Here is a 22315-nt window from a genome sequence, read left to right on the forward strand (position 1 = left end):
CTAAGATTGCCATAGATTTGCTTGGCGCCCAGTACGATAGGCTGCAACACCTCATGAAACAAACGGCATAATGCATGGAAAAGACCCCGCCATACCGCACAAATCAACGGGAGGGCAAGCGCCCTGCCCACCTTCGCCGCCCATGCATTCAACGTTTTATGCGTCTGAAGAGCCGCGCCCGCATGCACAGACAAGCGGGGCGAAGCAACCGTGCCTCGCCCCGCCGTTCAGCCGATTCGGCCTTACGCCTTGAGGCCGCTGGGGATGGTGGACACATCCACCTTCTCGTTGCGGTTGATGTCCATGTAAGGGAAGCGCGCCACGCGGGCACGGATGAGTTTCTGGCGCGTGCCGGGATTGCCCCAGAGGATCTTGACCTCGGTGCCTTCTTCGGCGAACTCGGGATCGATGCTGGCCAGGGAGATCATCTTGCGGTAATACCAGCTCATGATGCGGCCCGAGCTCCAGCCGACGCACTGCTTGCCAGCCATGACCTTGTCGATGCGATACTCGAACACGCCATCGGGACGGGTATCCTCGGGGCCGTCCATCGGAGCGTACGGCTCGCCAGCCTCGAACTCGCTGCGCCAAATGTCCAGGATGTCATCGGCATTCCACTCAAGCGTCACCATCTGACGATGTGCCGAGTCGCGAATCTGCATGAGCGCCTCTTTGCCCACGAAGTCGTGATTGTAGTTGATATGGAAGCCCCAACCCAGCTCGTAAGGGTTCACATACAGCTCCTCGAGCGGCTTCTCGCCAGCGTAGGAGCCGTTGAGTTCGGACAGAGAACCGCAGCTGTAGGCGCCACCTTTGGCCATAAGGTACTCGAAGAAGTCTTTGTCCGTTTCCCAAGCGTAGGTGAAATGGATGGCTGCCTGCGGATAGCCGTTCTCGGTGTGGGCGTTCCAATAGGCATGACGGCCAAGCTTGGTGATGCCGTAATCCTGACCGGCCTCCCAAATGGCGTTGTAGACATCGAGGCAATCCTCGAAATTGCCGTGGACCTCGTAGCCCAGCGAACCGCACATGCCGATGCGGAGGATGCGCACGGGCTTGCCGGCGATGGTGGCTTCACGATGCTTGGCGAACTTCAGATCATGGAAGTCTTCGCCGCAAGCGCGCTCGACAACCTCCAGAGAGCGGGGGCCGCCCAGCTGATACAGGAACACGTCACCCGTGATGTTCTCGCCCTGAACATCCATGCCGCTGGTCTCGATGGCGTACTCGATGTAGGGAAGCAGCCAGTACGTGATGAATTCGTTTTCACCGGTCTTGATGAGCATGCCGTCGTTCATGAGCAGGCCGTCCTCGGTGCACATGACGCCGTGACGGGAAGAACCCACCTCCATGTTGTCGGTGCGGTTGGTGAAATACTTGTCCAGGAACTTGTGGGCGTCGGGGCCCCAGAACTTGTAGGTGGAAGTAGGATTCAGGCCGCCATGCAGGTAGCAATTGTCATGCCAGCTCATTTCCTCATCACGCCAGTTGGTGTACTCGTAGGGCTGAATGCCGCCCTGCATGGGATGCGTGATGGTGCCGGTAAGCCAGGGGTTGCGCGTAGGATCGTAGGGAACGTAAGGGCTGTACTTGAACGTGTTGTTGAAGATGTCCTTCGTATTCATGGCTTCGCTTCCTTTCTGACGTGGGAACCATGCTCTGCCATGAAGTATGCGCCCGAATGCCGAAAAACGGTGTGCGACATGCGGAATATAGTTATTCGCAAACGCAAAACACCAGGTCATTAGCCTGATGCGAGGTTCCTCCAAACCTCTGCGAACCCCGAAGCCAGCAAGCTTTCGTTGTCACGCCGAACATAGAAGCCAACCTCGAGCTTGAAACAGTCGTCGGCAATGGGTACCGAGCACAACCCGTCGTCGTCGAAAGAGGGCATGTGCCGCGTGCTCAGAAACACCCTGTCAGGAGACTGCAAGGCACGGGCGAACTCGTCCACCTGGCGGCACCAGGCCGCCTCACCCGGCGTAACATCCGCAAGCGCCAGCAGGGCGCGGATGTTTTCGTTGTATTCCTCATCCTTCGACAGGAACACGAATGAACGTCCCTGCAGGTCATCTGCCGTCACGAATTCTTTATGCGCAAGGTCGCTGGAAGTCGACAGGTATGCATGCAGCGCGCAGTCGTGCACGTGAATGAACTCGTATTCGCTTTCCGGCAACGACTTCGCTCGGTACAGCAACCCGAAATCCAGCTCGCCTCTTTTGAGCATGTCAATGGTCTGATGGGGCTGCTGGGACAGAAAATCTATCTGGACGTTGGGATGGGTTTGGTAGAACGCATCCAGCCCGAAACGCATATAATGCATGCCGCCGTAGTAGATGAACCCCACCCGCAGCTTTCCCGCAATGCCCTTGCGCATGTCGTCGAGCTGAGACAGGAGAGAATCGTACCCTTCAAGCAGGCTGCGGAAGGCATCGTGAACCACCGACCCTTCGGGCGTCAGGCACACGTCGTGCGTGGTCCGAGAGATAAGCGGACAGCCGAGCTCCTCTTCCACCTGCCGAATATGCTTGCTGAGCGTGGATTGGGAAACGTAGAACTCACGTGCTGTACGGGTGAAGTTGAGCCCTTCCGACAGATGTACGAACTCACGCATCTTCGCTGTGTCCATGCGCGCCTCCTGGGGTCATGCAATCATGCGCATTGTCATTGTATCAGCCAATAAGTCCAAATTGACATGCGGAAACCGTCGTCGCCCGTTGCGGAACGCAGACGGCATTCCGTCAGCATGGCATCCCTTGTGCATATGGGTACGAAAAACGGCCTTTCACGAAAAAGGCGGCGCGCCGAACCTTCGACGCGCCGCCCTGCTAGCGGAGTTGTATGTCCGATACGACTTCCGGACGATTAGCCCTCGAAGGCGTCCATCATGGCGTTGAACTTCTCCAGCTCTTCCGGATCCATATGGTAGCCGTGCTTGTCCTCCGGGTAGTCGCCCTCGCGGACCATGTCGGCCCAGTCGGCGTACGCTTCGCACAGGAACGGGAGCAGCTCGGCGGTGCAGACGGCGTGGCTTGCCGGCTTGGGCATAACGCCGAAGGTGTCCATGTCGACCATCTCGGAGCCGTCACACGGAGCGCCGCCGGCGATGGAGATGACGGGGACGCGCAGCTTCTCAGCGATGGCCTGGGAAACTTCCATCGGGGTGAGCTCGATGGTCATGGCGCCCATACCGTTCTCCTGATACTCATAGCCCCACTTGAAGATCTTGAAGGCGTCTTCGGCGGTCTTGCCGACCTTCTTGTAGCCGGTGGCGTTGGTCTGCCAGCCGGAGATGGCGCCGATGTGGCCGAACACGGGGATGTAGTTGTCGGTCATGAACTTCAGCACGTCGTTGGTGACGCCCATGGGCAGCATGGAGTCGGCACCGTGGAAGACCAGTTCGCCGCCGAACTTCACGGCGTCGACCTTGTCAGCGTACATGCTGATGGGCATGTAGAAGTTCAGGTGGATGATCTGGGTGTACTCGCGGAACTTCTTCACGGTCAGGCGGGAAGCGATGGCGTCCTCTTCGGCGGTGGTGCCGGTACGGGCGGAGAGCATATGCGGGATACGGCAGATGTCGCAGCCGACCATTTCAGCGGCCATGGCGAAGAAGGGGCCCAGCTCGGCGGGGCACATCTGGACGAGCTTCTCGCCGGCGTCCTTCTGCTTCTGCAGGTAGGCCAAGTTCTTGCGGGTCTTCGAAGCGGTCGACATCTTGATATCGGCAGTCTTTTCAGCCATTGTGTTTCCTTTCGTGGAAAGCGATTTGTCAAGTGCAGGACGTGGCAGAAAGCGGTCGGCCTCCTGCCACGTTGTTTTTATTGCGAGTTACTCTGCGTCGAGGGCGTCCAGGCGGGCGATGATCTCGTCGATCTGCTCCTTGGGCAGGCCAACCTGGGGGAACTTCAGCAGGACCCTCATCTTCATGCCAGCCACGGGGCCCAGCTCAGGGTTGCTGACGAAGCCAGGGATGTACTCGTCGATGATGGCGACCGCGCGCTCGTCTTCCAAAACCTCGCGAAGCTTGCTCTTGCTCGAAATTGCCATGATGCTCCCTTTCTCTTGAAGCGTGACGTTTGCCCGCACATGCGGGTTGTTACCAAAACATTCGGGGTGAACCAAAGGGAATATCGTCTCTGGTTCGGCAGGGCGATTTTGGCGAGTGCGATAGCCCTGCGCTTCGACCGAAGCGTACTTAGGCACGTGGGGTCAAAATTGGCCTTAGGCGTGGAGGCCGCCTTCCATGGTGTAGCTCCAGGGCTTTTCCTGGAAGCTCAAGCCAGCGCCGCCGTCCACGTCGATTACGCGGCCGTACATGAAGTCGGAAACGCCGGTGCACATGGTGACGATCACGCGCGCCATCATGTCGGGCGTGGAAGCCACAGGGGCGTCGGACAGGCTCATCTGGTCGTGTTGCCACTCCTGACCGTAGCGCTCGGTGGTTTCCAGGCAATTGGCGATGGCGCCGGGGGTGACCATGGCGCCGGGAGCCACGCAGTTCACGTTGATGCCGTACTGTTTCAGCTCCTTGGCGATGCCGCGGGTCATGCCGATGACGCCGGCCTTCGCCGCGTTGTAATGGGTCATCATGGCCAGCTTGGTCATGTCCTCGCCACGATACGCAACGGAGGCGATGGTGACGATCTTGCCGCCGTGCTTGGCCTTCACCATGGAACGGGCGCAGGCCTGGACCAGGAAGTACTGGCCCTTCATATCGGTGTCGACCACGTCGTCGTACAGTTCTTCGTCCATATCCAGGAACGCGCGGGCCTGCCAGGTGGCGGCCACGGGCACGCAGATGTCCACGGGGCCGAAGGTTTCCTCGGCGAAGTCGACCAGAGCCTGGCAATCCTCAATCTTGCGGGTGTCGAACGCCTTGAACGCCACATTCTCGCGCTCCAGATCCTCAAGGGCCTCCATGGCCAGGTCGCCCCACTCCTGGGAACGCGCGCCGAAAACAACCTTGGCACCCAGTTCAGCCAGGCGGTTCACCACGAACAGAGCCAAACCGACGCTGCCGCTGACCACGGCAACCTTGCCGGAAAGGTCCATGAGGTCGGTCATAGGCTCAACATCCTCAAGCGCGTCGGCCGACATGTAGAAGAGTGTTTCCTTGTCCATACGTACCCTTTCTCCTGCAAATTGTTCCCTTACGAAACCAAACCGCGAAATGCGGTACATTCACATCAAGAAAAACCAGGTCGGACGGTGGAAAGCGAAACGCAACCGCTTTGTGTTTCCCGTTGACGGTTCCATTATGGAACGCTGCGTCAAAGGCGAGAACTGATAATCATCGGTATAGTTTTTACCCAATATTGGGTATTCACGGTTTTACGCGGGCACGTGGGTCGAAACATTGCGTTGGCGCTTTCGCACGAGACGTTCGGCACGTCGCGAAGTGCATGTCTTCTATTATCGATTACCCAACACACGTACCAGTAACTCCTGCTGGCTGGATACGTTCAGCTTTTTGTAGATGTGTGCAATGTGCTTGTAGGCCGTGGACACGGTTATGTGCAGCGTGGCTGCCACATGCGATGCCGAAAGTCCCTGTGTAAGCAGATTCACTACCTCAAGTTCGCGCTTGGTCAAAACCCGGTCGAGCTGGAGGGTATCGGCTTCGCTATGCATGCCGGGAACGAGCCTCGGGTCCGTGAAGAAGTTCTTGTACAGGTTGCCGATTTGGGCCATGGCGTGCCGAACGATTTCGACCTCCCGATCCGTGAAGCGGCTTTGCTGGGTGCGGTCCAGCGAAAAGGCCGCACGGGGCATTCCGGATTGGTCGAACAGGGCTATGGCCAGCGAACACTTCACTCCGCGAACCATGATGTAATTGGCTATGAACTCCGTAATGGGTTCTTTTTCCCACATTATTTGCTGGACATGGGGCAGGGCATGCTCCTCCCTTGAAACGTCGGTGCTCAGGTTCCATTTCGTGGTGGAGAGGCGTGAATAATACTCGATGTACATGTTCATCCATCGAGTTTTCATGTTGACGAGATACTGGTCGCACACGCGGCGGTTCTCGTCCAGACACATGGCAATGCCCTGTTCATAGGGGACAAGATCATCGATCTCATCAAGCACGGCGCGAACGAACATGACCGGGTTGTGAATCGACCCGCACATCATCACGTAGTCGTAGATCTTCTCCCAAGGAATCTCTGCCCGCCGTTGAATCATTTTCGCCTCCACGCATCAACAGTGCACGAACACACCGCCCAACCCATTACGACGCCCCGTAGTCGCGGCAAAATGAAAAACTGTGCTACTTAGAAATCTGATTGCATGCCCATTCGCGAGCCTTCTGGTCGAGAACGTCCCGGCGCAACATGCCAAGGTCCTCGCCGAAGAACCGCTTGACCTCTTCGATTGTGCTGTTCTGTCGCTTCGCGATTGCCTCGGCCTCCGCCTCGAGCTCCTCGTAGGTGACATCGATGCCCCGCTCGGCGACGATCGCCTTGATCACGCGAGGCTCCTTGGCTTCGAACACGGCTGCGGCGCGCATCTCCTCGCGCTGCTCGTCCAGCTCTCTCGTCGGGAACATATGCATATCGCCGCCGGCCAGGCGGTCGTACTGCATGTTGTGGCGAAGCTGCAGCTCAACGTAGCGAAGCTCGTTTTCGATGGCTTCCTCCGGCACGTCGATGTCGTAATCCTCCACGAACCGGCGCCAAACGCTTTCATGGTATGCCATCATTCGTCTCCGTTCGCGTCGCCTTTGCGAGCGCTGTCCTTCAGGGTCACGCCTGCCTCTGTGAGCAGGGCCGTTCCCGCTACGGAGAACGCTGCTTCCAGGGCGCTGCGGGTCACGCGCACAGGATCCAGGATGCCTGCCGCCATCAAATCCTCGAAGGCGTCCGTCGCCGCGTTGTACCCGATGCCTGCGGGCTGCTCTTCCAGCTTCGCCAGCACGGCCGCACCGTTCTTGCCGGCGTTTTCCGCAATCTGGCGGACGGGTGCGCCCAGCGCCGCCACGCCGATGGCAGCTCCGGCACGCTCGTCACCTTCCAGGCTTTCCACCAGGCCCGACAGCTCTTGCGCCGCATTCAGCAACGCCAAACCGCCGCCGGCGACCACGCCCTCCTCGTAGGCTGCGCGGGCCGCGTTGACCGCGTCTTCCACGCGCATCTTGCGTTCCCACTGCTCGGCTTCGGTCATACCGCCTACGCGGATGGTAGCCACTCCCGATACGAATGCGGCCAGGCGTTCTTCATGGCGCTTGCGGTTGAACTCGTATTCGGTGTTTTCGGCATAATAGCGAAGCTGCGCCTCGCGATCGGCGATGGCCTGCGGGTCTCCGCCGCCGCCTTCGATGGACGTGCGGTTCTTCGTGATGACCACGCGCTCGGCGCTGCCCAGCTCGGTACGGGTCACGTCGCGCAAACTCATGCCTGCGGTTTCGACGATTGCCGTGCCGCCGGTCTGAATGGCCAGGTCATCAAGGCGCCACAGGCGGCCTTCGCCATACGCCGGCGCAATGACCGCCGCCGTGTTCATGTCGCCTGCCTGGTTGTTGCCCAGCACCAGCGCCAGCGCTTCGCCTTCCAGACCGTCGCAGACGATCAAGCAGTCGCGGTCGTCTTCGGCAGCGCAAATGAGCGCAGGCAGGATGTCGTCTTTGGCTGAGATCTTCTTGTCGGTCAGCAGGATATAAGGACGGTCCAAAACTGCCGTGAGCTGGGATTTGTCGGTAATCATGTGCGGCGAGGTGTATCCGCGGTCGAACACGATGCCGCAGGCAAGGTCCAGTTCGGTTTCCAATCGGCGAGAGTCGTCCACGTTCACGACGCCTTCCAGCCCTACCTTGTACAGGGCCTCGCCGACCATGGCACCCAGCTTTTCGTCCTGGCAGGAGATGGTCGCCACGCGGGCCAGGTCGTCCTGGGTTTCAACGGGAATCGCCACTTTCCGAAGGTGCTCGACCGCAGCATCGCATACCATCTGCACGCCGCGGCGCAAAGCCAGTGGGTCGGACCCTGCGGCCACCATGCGGAATGCGTTTTCCATCAGGGCCTGCGTTAGGACGACGGCGGTGGTTGTCCCGTCGCCTGCCGTATCGTTCGCTTTGATGGCGGCCTCTTTGCACAGCTGCGCGCCCATGTTCTCCAGCGGATCGGGCAGCACAACGCTTTTGGCGATGGTCACGCCGTCGTTGGTGATGAGCACCGGGGCGTCAGGGGCGGCCGCATCGCCGTAATCGGCGCCGTACAGGTTCGCTTTCTGAGGCATGGCGACATTGCGACCGCGGGGACCGAGCGTCACCCGCACGGCATCGGCCAGCGCGTTCACGCCCGCCAGCATTCCGTTACGTGCGTCGCCTCCATAGACCGTAGGCATGGCGAAATCGCTTCCTTTCGGAAATCGAGACAGAATATGCAAGGGTAGTGCAATAAAAAGTGTACGTGATATGGGTGAAATTGAGTATCGCACTTTTAGGCATCTCTTATGCCCAATTTTAGGTATACGAGCGGCCAATTAGCTTTGTTGAGACGCAAGCGGTTCGGTGCGCTGCGGATCGAAACGTCGCACCACGTCACCTAAGAGATGAAGTTCAGAGGGCCCAGCGAGCGGGACAAAAGGCTCCGTCCCCATTGTCCCTTACGAGATGGGGCTCAGGCCGTCGATGCCTAGCACGTCGAACAGTTCTTCGCGGGAGTGGATGCCTATCTTCTGGTAGATATGGCGAACGTGGGCCTTTGCGGTTCCGTTCGCGATGAACAGCTCCTCCTCGATGGCGGATACGGTCTTCTTCTGGGCCAGCAAAAGCAACACCTCGGTCTCTCGGGCGGTCAGGCCGTGTTCCGTCGCAACGGCGTTGCAACGGTCGGCGATCTCCTGCTTGCGCAGCAGCTCGGCGTCCTCGGTGCCGCCGTCGAGAAACGTCGCACCCCAGGTTCCGCCGAAATCCCTGGTAGAAAGGAACACGAACGAGCCCATGACCACGGCCGCAATGGCTAGAAACGCCACTGCCGTGTCGCCGGAAACAGACCCGACCGCGAAAACATGCCCTGCGGCTGCCAGCTGACGACCGGCGAACATGCACAGCAGACGCACGCCGCGCTCGATGCCGAACAGCCACACGGCGGACACCCCGTACCGATAGCAGATGTTCGCGCAAATGAGCATGATCAGGATGCTCAGGCCCGTATAGGCGCCCGCCACGCAGACGTTGCTGACCACGGTTCCCGAATACCCGAAGATGGGAATGAGCAGAAACGCCGCCACCATGAGCGGCAACCCCATCTTATATATGATGTTGAAATCGAACTTCCTCCCCTGAAGCGTGACGCCGACAAGCACCACCAGCGCAACCAGCACGGTGCCCGGCGCCGAATGGGCTCCGAACATGCCGCTGCCGTACAGCGTCGGCTCCAGCGTGCCGTACGCGAACGCGTAGCAGGCCATCAGCAGGATGGCGCGCCACGGAACCGAGAAACTCACCCATGACGAGGACGGACGCTCGGGCTCGGGCACCTTCCCAAACGAACGCTGGAGGGCGAACAGCGCCACGGCGGGAAGAATCGCCGTCATGACGAACAGCCACGGGAATTGGAAGCCTCGGTACACGTATACGATGATCGCGCCCACCAAGATGGAACAGGAGTAGTAAAGCGCCACGCGAAGCGGGTTCAAACATCCGTACAGTTCGCTCCACATGAGAATCATGACGGACGTGCCCACACCGCCGAGCAAAGCGCCGGCAGCCTCCAGCAGCAACGCATGATCGGGCAGCCACAGCGAGCAGAACATGGCGCAGGTCGAAAGGGTCATGGTGGCGCAGCACAGCGCGAACAGCCAGCGCTTCTGGAAAAACGGCCCCACCCGGCGTGACAGCGCGGCCCAAATCAGAAGCATTGCAGCCAGCGCCATGTCGAACAGGTCGTGCGTGGCGAATCCAGTATCGGGATAAGGAACGAAGCTTCCGACGAAGCCGATTTCGATCCAAGCTCGATACACGCCAAGCCCCAGAAACTCCAAAGGAATGGTCGGCATCCTGAACGACAGGGACTTCAACGGATCGTTCTCTTTCACATTCTCATCAACGGACGACATGCAGACCGGCCCTCCTCCGAATATCGCATCTCGCTTGAAGCATTGTAGCGCAACCCCCTACGCGCGCGTTGGGGCCGTCGACCTCCCATTGCGACCTTGAACAGGTGTTTTACGGGGGTTATGCCAGGGGGTTACAAAAATAGACCCCCGTTTACGCCGCTCGGTCGATGTAATGACCGCCTGGGTGAAGACTACGGTAGCACCGTCATGAAGTTGCAAGAAAGCAACAATCCGGCAAACGGGCCGAGGAGAGAGGCCCTGGACCAAGGAGGGGTAATTATGACGGAACTTTCACGACGCGACCTGTTCAAGTTCGGCAGCTTGGCAGCCATCGGCGCTGCGGGCGCCGGCGCACTGGCTTCCTGCGCACCCAAGGGCGGCTCCGGTACCGCCGCCGGTTCTTCCGCAGACGCAGGCACCGGCGAGACGGGCACGGCAGCCGGCCACAGGCGCGAGGGCTTGCCCAGCTTCCTTCAGGCTCCCGAGCCCATCACGGACATCGCTGAAACCAAGGACTACGAGATCGTGGTTGTCGGCGCGGGTTCCCCCGGCGTCCCCTGCGCTCTGAAGGCCTTCCAGGACGGAGCGAACGTGGCCCTGGTCACCAAGGAATCCGCCGCTTCCGCATTCGGCAACACCGGCTCCGGCATCGATCTGGACAACAGCGACCCGGTGGATGTGGCCAACCTGGTGTCCTTCCTCATGCAGGCCAACCAGTACCGACCCGACCGCAAGCAGATCGAGGCTTGGGCCTACAATTCCGGCGAAGCCGTCAAGTGGCTCATCGACTACGCCCAGAGCGCCGGCGCCCAGGTGGAAGACCAGGGCAACGCACAGGCGGCTCCGCTTGTCGCCAAGCAGGGCTACAACATCACCTTCGTCACGTCGTTCTTCGGCCCCAAGCCCTACACCACCGGCGAAGGCATGAAGGACATCCTGGCCAAGGCCGAATCCGAAGGGCTCGAGGTATTCTACAGCACGCCCGCCGAGCAGCTGGTGACCGACGAGACCGGGCGCGTGACAGGCGTCATCTGCACCGCCTCCGACGGCAGCCACATCCAGTTCAACGCCTCCAAGGGCGTGGTCGTTGCGACCGGCGACTACCAGAGCGACACCGAAATGCTGCAGTACTACCAGCCCGATATGACCAACTTCGGGCCCAAGCAGGCTAACCGCAACGGCGACGGTCATAAGATGATCGTCTGGGCAGGCGGCAAGATCGAAGACATCGCGCACACCAAGATGCTGCACGACTTCGACGGCGGCCCGGCCTCCATGTGCGACATGCCGTTCCTGCGCACCAAGATGAACGGCGAGCGCTTCTGCAACGAGACCTTCGCCATGTCCATCATGAACTGCTACCTGCGCAGCGCCGAGGACCAGGGGCATTACTGCCAGGTGTTCGACAGCGCCTACATGGAGAAGGGCGCGAATTTCCCCGGCAGGCTGTGGGATCCTGAAGAGCTGAAGGTGTACATGCCCGAAGAGGACGTGGAACGCGTGGGCGTCTTCTCCGACCAGATCCGCACCTTCAAGGCCGACACGCTGGAAGAGCTGGCCGAGAAACTCGAGATCACCGACGTCGATGCCTTCGTGCAGACCGTCGCCGATTACAACGCGCTTGCCGAGGCCGGCGCGGACACCCAGTTCGGCGTGCCCGCCGAGAGCCTGACCACCATCGACACCCCGCCGTTCTACGGCATCCATCGCCATGTGCGCATGAGTTCCATCTGCGGCGGCGGCGTGGACGTCAACGAGAAGCAACAGTGCCTGACCCCCGAAGGCGAGGTCATCGAGGGACTGTACGCGATCGGCAACTGCGCCGGCAGGTTCTATGGCGGCATCGACTACCCGCTGGACGTCCCCGGCCTGAACCTGGGCCACAACTACACCCAGGGCTACATGGTCGGCCGCGATTTGGCAGCGCAGTAGGACCCGGCGGCTTTGCCGATCCGGCAAGCCCCGTCGTTCGCCCTCCTTTTCGGCATGGAGCATTCTCAATGGACGCTCCGCCGTTGAAGCCGGCGCAGGAATCGGACCTGCACCCTCCTGCGCCGGCAATCCCAAGGCGGAATGCCCCGCAAAGGCGTTCCGCCTTCTTTTAGATGCCCGTTGAGCGCTCGCACCTCCTCCCCATGCAACGAAAATTCCTTCCGTGGAGCACTTGAGGGGGATAATCCGCGCAGACTGACCTCCGACATCCCTCACGAGGCTTGCAGACCATACGTTTCGCCTCATTTACGAACGTTCTGTTGCATATCGTCAGATGATTTGGCGGCGAATCGCCCTCCAGACGCATCCTCGAATCGGGTTCACGCGGATTATCCCCCTCAAGTGCTCCGGGAGTCGGTTTTTCGTTGCACAGCCCCTTAAACGAGCAGCCGACGGACCTGATAGCGACGCTCCGCCCGACGAACCCCAAGCGTCCGCCAGGCAATCCCACATGCGGTGTCCCCGGCCGAACGGTCCCGCACGCGGCGCCTTGGCCGGACTGAGGCTTTGAGCCCGATTGCCGGGCCTCCGTCTCGTAGATTCCTGAGTTTTTGCTCGTTTTTCCGACTTGGAGGTTTGCATAAAACCTGCAAGCTTCGTCATTCTCTCGACTCAGTTTTTGCACAAGCCGCTGAACAGGCACGATACAAGCGAGGCTTTTCACGACGGAGCTCTTGCCTTGCGTTGCGTACTTTTTCGGGCGCAAAACGAGCCGAAAACCCCTCCGAAAAAACCTCCAAGTCGGAAAAACATGCAAAAAAGTCCCCGATTTACCAGACGAAACCACCTGCAGACGTTGAGTGGGAATAAAGAGAATGTTGCAATAGTAGTAATAAGTGCTACTATTGCAACATGTCGTATTCGAGCAACATATCTGCAATCGAAGAGCTGGCCGCATCTGAAGGCGGCATCTTCACGAGCGGCCAGGCGGCGCGTGCGGGCGTGCCGCGCTACGCCCTCTCGTACGCGGCAAAGTCCGGCCGCATCGAGCGGCTACGGCATGGGGCCTATCGGCTCTCATCTCTCCCTACGACCGCGCTCGACGACCTCGTCGCCGCCTACAAGCTCACCTCGCCAGACAGGCTCACCTACGAGCGCATGGGCGCAAGCTTCGACGGGGTCGCCGTATGCGGCGCAACGGCGGCGCACGCCCTCGGAATCGGCGACCTGGAACCTGAGCCGTGGCAGATCGCCGTCCCCAAACGCTTCAACAGCCGAATGGACGGCACGAAGTTCCGCGTTATGGATCTCGGGCGAAGCGACGTCGTGTGGGCCGAGGGCGGGTTTCCCGTAACGAGGGTGGAGCGCACGATCGCCGACCTCGCGATGGAGGCCACGGAGGAGTCCCTGCTCGCCGACGTGCTCGCAGACGCAATCAGGCGCTACGGCGCGACGGAGCTCGACATGCGCCGGCTGCGTGCCCTGCTCGGCGACGGCCGCCTGCGCTCGCTCCTCTCGGCAGCCGGGGCCTACGAGGGCGGCCCGCGCGAGCTGGTGGAGCTCGACGGCCTGGGCCATGCGGCCCTGATAGAGAGGGGTTGACGCATGGGGTATTCGTCTCCGAAAGCCTTGGAGATGGCTGTGAAGGACGCGGCCAAGGCTTCCCCTCTCGACACTAATCGCGCCATCGCGGGCTTCTACTTCCACAGGCTGCTCTACAGGGTCTTCAGCGAGCCCGGGACCCCGTTCGTCCTCAAAGGCGGACAGGGGATGCTCGCTAGGACCGCCGACGCACGCGCCACGCGCGACATCGATCTTGCGACGGACAGTATGGACGTAGACGCCGCGGTGGACGAGCTCGAGCGCCTCGCCGCCAAGGATGCAGACGACTTCGTCACCTTCGAATTGAGAGGCGTGGCCCCGATCAAAGGAGAGGACGCGTACCGCGACGGCTACACCGTGGTCTTCGACGCGTTCATCGGCCCGAAGAGGGTCCAGCGCGTCTCCGTCGACCTGGTGGCGGACTCGATCGCAATCGGCGAACCCGACTATATGGCTCCCGCCGACAGAATCGACGTCCGGGGAATCCCCGTGTGTGACTACCCCGTCTACCCGTCGGCGCGGGCCGTCGCGGACAAGGTCTGCGGCATTGTCGAGCGCCACGCGGGCCGGCCGTCTTCCCGCGTGAAGGACCTCATGGACATCGCGGCCTACGCGCTCACCGATGACTTCGATGCAGAAACTCTAGGGGCCGCGCTGAAGCGCGAAGCCTCCGCAAGGCGGCTCTCGCTCGGTAGCGAATTCTCACTGCCCGCGGAATGGGGAGACGCTCACGAGGCGCAGTACTCGAAGCTTGCGGTCCAGGCAAGGATGTCCCAGGACATGTCAACGCTCTCCGGTGCGCTATCAATCTCCAGGGCACTACTGGATCCCGTCCTCTCAGGATCGGCAACGGGATCGTGGAGCCATATCGCGCGCGCGTGGGTGGAGAGCATCGTACGGGACGCACTATAATGAGGACGGTGGCCAGAATCGGCATGCCTCCAAGCGCCGGGGACGTTTTCCCCGGCATTCGCTTTTTTTTGGGCCGGTATGTTCGGGACGAATCCATAAAGGGCAACCCGAAAGCCTTCCGAGCCGAGCAGAACAATAGGTGACCGTGAGTATCAAATGAGTACCACTCTGAGACACATCCTCGCACGCTGCATGCAACGTGATGGACTCAGCACAACACTGAGGACCCCATAGACGCATTTCCTCATAGAATGGGAATAATCTGTTGAACATGGAGCGGGAACCCGTCCGAAAGCCTGACCCCACGACTGCGAAAAAGTAACCTTCGTCACAGGCTCGATATTTGGCCTTCTGTCCCAATCGCAAACCCCCGCCGAACCATGGCGGCCCGCGAACATCCCCGTCGGTATAGTAAAAGCATCTGACGGGCACTCGTCCCCTTTGCCGCAGGTCCGGACCGAGCGTTTTGCGTCCGACCCCACCACACGGGAGACGCCGCCAAAGGTCGCGCGCTGCCACAATCGGACGCCAACGCGTGACGACACAGCACAAGATTGGAGGGAACATGAAGAAACTGGCAATCGCAGCATGTGCAATGGTCATGGCATTAGGCCTGATCGCCTGCTCGGGCGGGACCTCGAACGAGCCGACGGAAGACGGTGCCGAAAACACCGAAGCCACAGCAACCGAGGAGGCCGCCGACGCGGCAGCGGAAGCAGAACCTGAGGCTGCAACCGAGCCTGAGGCCGCAACCGAGCCCGAAGCGGAGCCTGAAGCCGAAACCGAGCCCGAGAGCACGTTCGCTCCCGAACCCGCCTCGCCCGTGGACTCCGTGGACGTAAGCACCGTCGACGTCGATGTGTCCGCCATGGGAGACGAGGAGGCTTTCGCCTACATGGACGAATTCGCCAACCGCACCCCTGATGAGCTCGACGCAGACGAAGGGCTTGTCATGCACATAACGGGCCAGGTCAGCCGCAACACGAAGGTTGAAGACGACGGCGATCACGTCAGCTGCTCGGTAGGCATCAAAGGCGAAGGCGGCACCATCAAGGGCGTGAACTTCTACGTCATCGGCTGGACCGCGGAAGACTACCCCGAAAACAAGGCACAGGTCGAAGTGACCGGCGTGTGGGGCAAGGTCGACGGGTACGGCACCAACGCCGGCCGCACCCTGATCTGCAATGCGGAAGACGTCCATATCCTCTAGCGCCCAACCCCATACATGCAGGGCGGGAAGCCATGAGGCCTCCCGCCCTCTTTCGTCTGTTGCAACCCGGCTCCCTACCCGGCGTTTCGGGCGTCGCGAGCATCCAGCGCATCCATCCAGTTCAGAATCTCGTCCAGCGCAGCCTTCGGGTCGCCCACGTTGCAGTGGTTGCCGGCCCGATCCTCGACGGTGGTGAACATCCTCAGCTTCACGCTTCGAGCGTTCGAGAGCATCCCCACCATCTTGTCCGCAAGCTTCGCGGGAATATACACGTCTTCGTCGGCACCCAGAATCAGCACGTCCTGATCGACCAGCTCGGCGCAGTTGGCAAGCGTGTAGTCCTCCATCTTGCGATACATGTCGCACACCGAGTCCGCTCCGTAAGGGTAGCGCATGTCCGTCATGACCTGCGCCGCCAGATCCCCCTTGGCCGCCTTGCGCGCCAAAGGCTTGTTGATGACGTCGGCAATGTGGGCGTGTAGAAGCGCCCCCAGCACCTTGATGGCGACCTTGCCTGCGGCGCCTTCCACCAAATCCCAGGTACCGGGATAGATAGACCAGCACACCACCCGTCTGATGCGCTTGTCGAAGGCTGCGGCGCGAGGCGCGAAGTAGCCGCCGAGGGATATCCCGATGATGGTCACGTCATGCAGGTCGAAGCGCTCCGTAATGGCCTTGGACGTCTTTTCCCACTGCCAGGTGAAGGGACACTTCTGGTCGCGGATGACCGAACCCTGACCAGGCCCTTCGTACAGATACACCTCGTACCCATGCTCGCGCAGATACAGCAAGGGCAGCACGAACTCTTCCATATAGGAGTCATTGCCGCCGTGCATCAGCACGACGCCCCGGCTTTCGCCCACCGGCACCGTATGGAATACCGGCAGCGTAACCCCGCCTTCGTAAGGGACCTCAAGCCGCTCCACGATGGGCGCCCCGCCGTCCGAAGGCTCGAACAGCTCGCGGAAGTATTCGTAGAACACCCGCTGCGATTGGTGGTAGTTGTCCAGCTTGTCCGGGTCGTCGTAGGAGGTGTAGAAATCCCGCATGAGGAAGTAGCCCAACGCGTTTTTGGTCCGCCCCTCCTCGTAGGCGCGGCGGCCCAGCGCATCAAGCGTGCTCTTCCAATCTTCAAAGTTGGTGATTTTGCCGCCGACGGCCCGCAGCTCTTCAAGGTCGCCGCCGTCCCAATTCACAATGCGGTTCAACTGGTAGTCGATATGCGGTTCGTCGTTGAGCCGGTACATGCCACGCGGGAACTCTACCGGCTTGCTGGGGTCATACGTCTGGGCCATGATGCTGCCTCTCTCCAATTGTTAGCCATAGCTATCATACCAGCCGCAGGCCTTCGACGCCTTCAATTAGCTGCTATGTTTGAAGAAAAGACTCCGGGTGCGAACACGCAAGCCGTACAATCGTGCTTGCGGCTTCCATCCTTCCGATCAGCCCTCGGCTGATCGGGCGCAATCAGGACACACCCCTTCGAAAAAAATCCGATGGCGCACCGCCGCAAACCCGGTTGCCTCGCTTGCCGCCTGGTCTAAGGATGCGTCATACGGCACAGTAACGTCCATCATGGCGCCGCATTGCACGCAGACCATATGCTCATGGTCGTCGGTGCGGTAGTCGTAATGGCGGCCGGCCGATGTCTCGATAGCCAGAATGTCGCCCTCCTCGGCAAGCAGATTAAGATTACGATACACCGTCGCCAGGCTCACCTTTTTGTCGCGGCAATGGACGTATTCGTAAACCTGCGCAGCCGTAGGATGCACGCCAAGGGCACCGACAGCTTCCTTAACCAGCTCGCGCTGATGCGTATTCCTTCTCTGCGCCATGTTCGGACTCCCCTGAGTATTCGGACGGACGAAAACAACCGTTGAAAAAATAGTTTAAATCATCGCTTGACAGTTTACCACTTATTGATAATAATTCGCAATAAGTTATTAATAATCATTCCTATTAAGAAAGGGATCAAACATGTCTCTCATCGGAAAAGAAATCGAGGACTTTACGGTCAAATCCTTCCATAACGGCGAAATCGAAACCGTGACCAAAGATGACGTCCTCGGAAAATGGGGGCTGTTCTTCTTCTACCCCGCCGACTTCACCTTCGTCTGCCCCACCGAGCTGGAAGACCTCGCCAACAATTACGAGGAGTTCCAGAAGGCTGGTTGTGAAATCTACTCCGTCAGCTGCGACACCGAGTTCGTGCACAAGGCCTGGCATGACGAGTCCGAGCGCATCGGCAAGGTGACCTACCAGATGCTTGCCGACCCCGCCCACGTGCTGGCCAAGCAGTTCAAGGTCCTGATCAAGAATGCAGGCCAAGCCGAGCGCGGCGCCTTCATCGTCGACCCCGAAGGCACGATCCAGGTCGAGATGATCACTGCTGGCGGCATTGGCCGCAACGCCGACGAGCTGCTTCGCCTTCTGAAGGCCGCCCAGTTTGTCGCCGACCATGGCGATCAGGTCTGCCCCGCCAAGTGGCAGCCGGGTGAGGAAACCCTGGCTCCTAGCCTGGACCTCGTCGGCTTGCTGTAAATCGCTCGATGCAACTGGTCGCGGGCTTCGGCCCGCGACCGCTGTATGCAACCACCCATCCCGTCCACCTACGCCGACGGGATTCGTTATCGAAAAGGACACGAAGCATGACCGATACCAAGAACCTTTACGATGCGGTCGTCATCGGCGGCGGTCCTGCCGGCTTGACTGCGGCGATCTATTTGTCTCGCGCCCGCTACCGCACGCTTGTGGTAGAGAAGGATCGCATCGGCGGCCAGATCACCATCACCCATGAGGTCGTCAATTACCCTGGCGTGCTCGCAACCACCGGCGAGGCCCTTACCCGCACCATGCGCCAACAAGCGGAAGGTTTCGGCGCCGAGTTCAAAATCGCCGAGGTCACAAACCTTGACATGGACCCCAACGAAGACGGTGTCAAAATCGTCCACACCGACAAAGGGGACATCGCCTGCCATGCCGTATTGATGGCCACAGGCGCCTCTCCCCGCCTCGCAGGATTTGAAGGTGAAGAAGATTTCCAGGGCCACGGCGTTGCCTATTGCGCCACTTGCGACGGAGAATTCTTCACCGGAAAAGAAGTGCTTGTGGTGGGCGGAGGATTCGCCGCGGCCGAAGAGGCTGTCTTCTTGACGAAGTACGCCAGCCACGTGACCATTCTGGTGCGCAAAGACGACTTCTCCTGCGCTGCCTCGGTGTCCGAACCCGCCAAAACCAATCCCAAGATTACCATCCGATACAATACCCGTATCGCCAGCATCGCAGGCGATACGGCCCTGCGCTCCGCCGTGCTGGAGAACACCAAGACCGGCGAGCGGGAGACTTGGAAGCCCGCAGGCGACAACGAGACGTTCGGCGTCTTCGTCTTCGCAGGCAACACCCCCGCCACCGAGCTCGCAAACGGCATCGCCGAGGTTGATGATCGCAAGTTCATCGTCATCGACGAGCACAACATGACCACCAAGCCCGGCTTGTTCGCCGCAGGCGACGTTTGCAACAAAGCCCTCCGTCAGGTTGCTACGGCCGTGGGAGAAGCCGCCAGCACCGCTTCCGAAATGGAGCGCTACATCAAGGCTCAGCAGGAAGCCACAGGGCTTACCCCCCAGGTAAAGGAACCCGAGCAGCTGCCCGCGGCCCCTGCGAAGGCAGAACCTGCAGCAGCGAAGACCCAACCCGGCGGCCTGTTCACCGGCGATGTGCTAGCCCAGCTCAATGCCGTGTTCGCTCGCATGGAAACCCCGTTGGTCCTAAGGCTCTCCCTGGACGACCGCCCCGTTTCCACGGAGCTGCGTGGCTACATGGAGGAACTGGCGAAGCTTACCGACAAGCTCTCCGTAGACATCGTCGTTGCACCCGAAGGGGACGACTTGCCCAAGGTCGAACTGTGCCGAGCTGATGGAGCCTGGACCGGACTCGCTTTCCATGGCGTGCCCGCCGGCCACGAGTTCACTCCTTTCGTCTTGGGTTTGTACAACGCCTCCAGCGCCGGCCAGGCCATCGAGGACGCCGACAGGGCTGCCGCCTACGCCATCGACCGCAAGGTGGACATCACCGTAGCCATCGGACTGAGCTGCACCATGTGCCCCGATTTAGTCCAAGCCTGCCAGCGTATCGCAACGCTGAACGACAACGTTACCGCCCAGGTCTACGATGTGGCCCACTTCCCCTCCCTGCAGCAGAAGTATGACATCATGAGCGTGCCCTGCCTGATCATCAACGATGGGGAGAAGGAAACCGTCGAGTTCGGCCGCAAGAACATCAGCGGCGTTCTCGAGCTTATCGGCTAACCTACCGACTGCGCTCGAGCGTTTTCGTTCGCTGCGGGCAGCCGAAAGCGAAGACCCCGGTTCAGAACAATATCTGAAACGGTGCCTTATCATAGGCCGGTGCAACAGACTGCAAAAAGCGCTGCATCACCGCCCCGAAAACAAAAAATGGTCCCGCATTGCTGCAGGACCGTTTTTCTGCGTGCGCATCTTGGCCTGGATGGGCCCAATCCAAGAGGGCCGAATTTCTCAGATTGGAACCCTCCAGACCAAGACGTCGCGCATCAGATGCGATGGGGACCGTGGCACCCTTCGCCTTCGGAGCGAATTGCTTCGACAAGCCTCTCCTCGTTGCGGTCAGGCTCTTCCCAGGCCATGCCGCAATCTGCCGAAAGGCTCCGCGGAATCATGCCAAGCTTGCCTTCAAGCCCCAGCGACTGAGCATGTGCCTTGAACGAGAGAGCGTCCGTCGTGGTATCGAAAGTCACGAACAACGTCTCTTTGGTGCCCTCTGATCGCTTGAAGAGTTTCATGCCCGGCCTATTCATGACGGGCGGGATGCGTGCATATCCCGCCCGCCAGGTCGCATCGGTTACTGGACGATGATGACGAAGTCGTCGCCGTCGCGCTCGACCGTGACCTCACGCCTCTTGCGGCGGGCCACCTCGGAAACGTTCACCTTGGACGTTGCGTTGCTGACAAGAATCTTGACGGGCTCGTTGGGGAATTCCTCGAGCGCGTCATACGCCATCATGGCCGGTTCGGGGCAGGAAAGCCCACGAGCGTCTACGATTTGCATAATCAACCTTCTTTCCAAAGATCCTGACGGACCTTCAAACACAGCCTATACGCCGCTTGTTGCGGCTTGCGTTGCCGCATTATTCAGCGGTGGCAACGACCTTCCTCTTGCGCAGGTTGGTCACCGCGATGATGAACAGCACGGCGATGCTGGCGACCAGAACGACCTGGCCGACGATGGTGGGGCCGCCGACGACAGCTTCGGTCTCAGCGGTTGCAGCAGCTGCAGCAGCGGAGGCGATGCCGAAGTTGTGGGCGAACGCAGCGCCGACGAGCATGCCGACGAACGTGATGGCAGCGTCGCTGGAACCCTGGCCGGCCAAAACCATCTGGCGCAGCGGGCAGCCACCGGCGAGCACGCCGCCGAAGCCGACGGCATACAGGCCAAGGATGTTCCAGATGTGCTGAGAGTGAGCGATCGGCTGGCCGTCGAAGCTTGCCTTGAAGCCGCCGGTAGCGATGTTGAAGACCAACATGACCACGAACAAGCTGGCGATGGGGAGCAGCAGCGTGTAGTCCTTCATGAGGAACAGGTTGCGGATGCCGCCGACGAAGCAGATGCGGGTCTTCTGGGCGATGGCGCCGATGACCAGGGCGACGATCAGAGCGACGGCCACGGGGGCATGCATGGAGCCAGGACCCTTCTCGCTTGCGGCATAGGCACCGGTAGCCAGGCCGATGATGAGCAGGACAACCAGGATAATCGGAAGCACGGCACCAGTGGCCTTGTTGGTGTCGACCTCACGACCCAGGGAGAAGCCCTGCTTCAGGAACACGGCACCGGTGATGGCACCGGCTGCAAGGCCGATAAGAGCAACCCAGGCGTTGAGGTCGCCGGCGCTCATGCGGATGACCATGCGCAGGGGGCAGCCCAGGAAGACGAGGGCGCCGAGCATCATGATGAAGCCCAGCACGAAACGGATCATCGGCGAGGAGCCTGCGGTGGAGCGGTACTCCTTGGTCGCAACGGCGATCAGGAACGAGCCCGCGACGAAGCCGACGATTTCAGGCCTGAAATACTGAACGGGAGCGGCAGTATGCAAATACATCGAACCCGCCATGTCGCGGATGAAGCATGCAGCGCAGATCGCCATGTTCGCCGGATTGCCCGTTGCGGCGAGCACCGCGGTCAACGCGCCGACAATCAGACCGGCTACGATAAGTCCCTGTTTAGAATTGAGAAAATCCATATCAACCTTCTTTTTGAGAGAGCTTGATGCAGATGGCAAGCTTAACCATGCGCCGAGACGGCAACGGACGGACAGACGTCTATTGCCCATATGAGGGCGCTAGCCAATTGTTCGCGCGCCATTCCCCCGAGGCAGGATTGGGAATTGACGGGCAGTACGGACGCAAGACGCGCATCCACGCTGCAAGATAACGATGATGTGAGGCAAGTGCCGCTTCGAAGCAAAAGCCGTCACATACAGAAAATGCGTCCTGGACAGCAGAAACCAGGACACAGTTGCAGCCACACAAGTATACCACGAACCAATCCGCGGTATCTCCCACTCGA

The 22315-nt window shown here is 60.2% G+C and carries 20 protein-coding genes; 6 read left to right on the top strand and 14 right to left on the bottom strand.

Features of this window, described 5'->3' with window-relative positions; all coding sequences use genetic code 11:
- Positions 1 to 242: 242 nt before the first annotated feature.
- The 9 genes from SHEL_RS12250 to SHEL_RS12290 form a co-directional block, all read right to left on the bottom strand.
- The gene (locus SHEL_RS12250; RefSeq protein WP_012799598.1) at positions 243 to 1625 is read right to left on the bottom strand and encodes an aminomethyltransferase family protein; all 1383 of its coding nucleotides are present in this window, start codon (positions 1623 to 1625) and stop codon (positions 243 to 245) included.
- Between the two features lie 119 nt (positions 1626 to 1744).
- A complete protein-coding gene (locus SHEL_RS14605) occupies positions 1745 to 2629 on the bottom strand; it encodes a LysR family transcriptional regulator (RefSeq protein ID WP_012799599.1) in 885 nt (294 codons plus the stop codon).
- A gap of 236 nt (positions 2630 to 2865) precedes the next feature.
- Positions 2866 to 3744, bottom strand: coding sequence for a 3-methyl-2-oxobutanoate hydroxymethyltransferase (locus SHEL_RS12260; RefSeq protein WP_012799600.1), 879 nt, complete (start codon positions 3742 to 3744; stop codon positions 2866 to 2868).
- An 87-nt stretch (positions 3745 to 3831) separates the two neighbouring features.
- Positions 3832 to 4050, bottom strand: a complete 219-nt coding sequence (locus SHEL_RS12265) for a hypothetical protein (protein ID WP_012799601.1) — start codon at positions 4048 to 4050, stop codon at positions 3832 to 3834.
- Between the two features lie 174 nt (positions 4051 to 4224).
- Complete coding sequence (locus SHEL_RS12270) at positions 4225 to 5124, bottom strand: SDR family NAD(P)-dependent oxidoreductase (RefSeq protein ID WP_012799602.1); 900 nt, start codon at positions 5122 to 5124, stop codon at positions 4225 to 4227.
- A 291-nt stretch (positions 5125 to 5415) separates the two neighbouring features.
- A complete protein-coding gene (locus tag SHEL_RS12275) occupies positions 5416 to 6186 on the bottom strand; it encodes a response regulator transcription factor (RefSeq protein WP_012799604.1) in 771 nt (256 codons plus the stop codon).
- 85 nt (positions 6187 to 6271) lie between these two features.
- Positions 6272 to 6703, bottom strand: a complete 432-nt coding sequence (locus SHEL_RS12280) for a trigger factor (RefSeq protein ID WP_041422588.1) — start codon at positions 6701 to 6703, stop codon at positions 6272 to 6274.
- A complete protein-coding gene (locus SHEL_RS12285) occupies positions 6700 to 8343 on the bottom strand; it encodes an Hsp60 family chaperonin (RefSeq protein ID WP_012799605.1) in 1644 nt (547 codons plus the stop codon). The genes SHEL_RS12280 and SHEL_RS12285 overlap by 4 nt, the downstream gene beginning before the upstream one ends.
- Positions 8344 to 8604: 261 nt before the next feature.
- Positions 8605 to 10059 carry a helix-turn-helix transcriptional regulator gene (locus tag SHEL_RS12290; RefSeq protein ID WP_012799606.1) on the bottom strand — a complete coding sequence of 485 codons (1455 nt, stop codon included), beginning with the start codon at positions 10057 to 10059 and terminating at the stop codon, positions 8605 to 8607.
- Positions 10060 to 10338: 279 nt separating this feature from the next.
- Between SHEL_RS12290 and SHEL_RS12295 the strand changes: the two genes are divergently transcribed.
- From SHEL_RS12295 to SHEL_RS12310, 4 genes are all read left to right on the top strand, one after another.
- Positions 10339 to 11991: an FAD-binding protein gene (locus SHEL_RS12295; protein ID WP_012799607.1), complete on the top strand. Its 1653-nt coding sequence runs from the start codon at positions 10339 to 10341 to the stop codon at positions 11989 to 11991.
- Between the two features lie 912 nt (positions 11992 to 12903).
- On the top strand, positions 12904 to 13593 hold the full coding sequence (locus SHEL_RS12300) for a type IV toxin-antitoxin system AbiEi family antitoxin domain-containing protein (protein WP_012799608.1): 690 nt from the start codon (positions 12904 to 12906) through the stop codon (positions 13591 to 13593).
- Positions 13594 to 13596: 3 nt separating this feature from the next.
- A complete protein-coding gene (locus SHEL_RS12305; protein ID WP_012799609.1) occupies positions 13597 to 14505 on the top strand; it encodes a nucleotidyl transferase AbiEii/AbiGii toxin family protein in 909 nt (302 codons plus the stop codon).
- Positions 14506 to 15070: 565 nt separating this feature from the next.
- Positions 15071 to 15715: a hypothetical protein gene (locus tag SHEL_RS12310; protein WP_012799611.1), complete on the top strand. Its 645-nt coding sequence runs from the start codon at positions 15071 to 15073 to the stop codon at positions 15713 to 15715.
- 74 nt (positions 15716 to 15789) lie between these two features.
- On the opposite strand, the gene SHEL_RS12315 is transcribed toward SHEL_RS12310, so the two are convergent.
- Both SHEL_RS12315 and SHEL_RS12320 read right to left on the bottom strand, forming a co-directional pair.
- Positions 15790 to 17010, bottom strand: coding sequence for an alpha/beta hydrolase (locus tag SHEL_RS12315; protein ID WP_012799612.1), 1221 nt, complete (start codon positions 17008 to 17010; stop codon positions 15790 to 15792).
- Between the two features lie 147 nt (positions 17011 to 17157).
- Positions 17158 to 17550: a Fur family transcriptional regulator gene (locus SHEL_RS12320; RefSeq protein ID WP_012799613.1), complete on the bottom strand. Its 393-nt coding sequence runs from the start codon at positions 17548 to 17550 to the stop codon at positions 17158 to 17160.
- Positions 17551 to 17692: 142 nt separating this feature from the next.
- Here SHEL_RS12320 and ahpC point away from each other — a divergent pair, with 142 nt between their 5' ends.
- Entirely contained in the window at positions 17693 to 18256 is a 564-nt protein-coding gene (gene ahpC / locus SHEL_RS12325) for an alkyl hydroperoxide reductase subunit C (RefSeq protein WP_012799614.1), read from the top strand.
- Between the two features lie 107 nt (positions 18257 to 18363).
- On the top strand, positions 18364 to 20022 hold the full coding sequence (locus SHEL_RS12330) for an FAD-dependent oxidoreductase (protein WP_012799615.1): 1659 nt from the start codon (positions 18364 to 18366) through the stop codon (positions 20020 to 20022).
- 263 nt (positions 20023 to 20285) lie between these two features.
- Here SHEL_RS12330 and SHEL_RS12335 read toward each other — a convergent pair whose 3' ends face one another.
- The 3 genes from SHEL_RS12335 to yedE form a co-directional block, all read right to left on the bottom strand.
- The gene (locus SHEL_RS12335; protein WP_169304526.1) at positions 20286 to 20489 is read right to left on the bottom strand and encodes a putative Se/S carrier protein; all 204 of its coding nucleotides are present in this window, start codon (positions 20487 to 20489) and stop codon (positions 20286 to 20288) included.
- A gap of 104 nt (positions 20490 to 20593) precedes the next feature.
- Positions 20594 to 20800 (bottom strand): sulfurtransferase TusA family protein, encoded by a 207-nt coding sequence (locus tag SHEL_RS12340; protein WP_012799617.1) that lies wholly within the window; start codon positions 20798 to 20800, stop codon positions 20594 to 20596.
- A gap of 79 nt (positions 20801 to 20879) precedes the next feature.
- Positions 20880 to 21989 (bottom strand): YedE family putative selenium transporter, encoded by a 1110-nt coding sequence (gene yedE, locus SHEL_RS12345; RefSeq protein WP_012799618.1) that lies wholly within the window; start codon positions 21987 to 21989, stop codon positions 20880 to 20882.
- Positions 21990 to 22315: the final 326 nt, after the last annotated feature.

The organism is Slackia heliotrinireducens DSM 20476, assembly GCF_000023885.1.
Classification (GTDB): Bacteria; Actinomycetota; Coriobacteriia; order Coriobacteriales; family Eggerthellaceae; genus Slackia; species Slackia heliotrinireducens.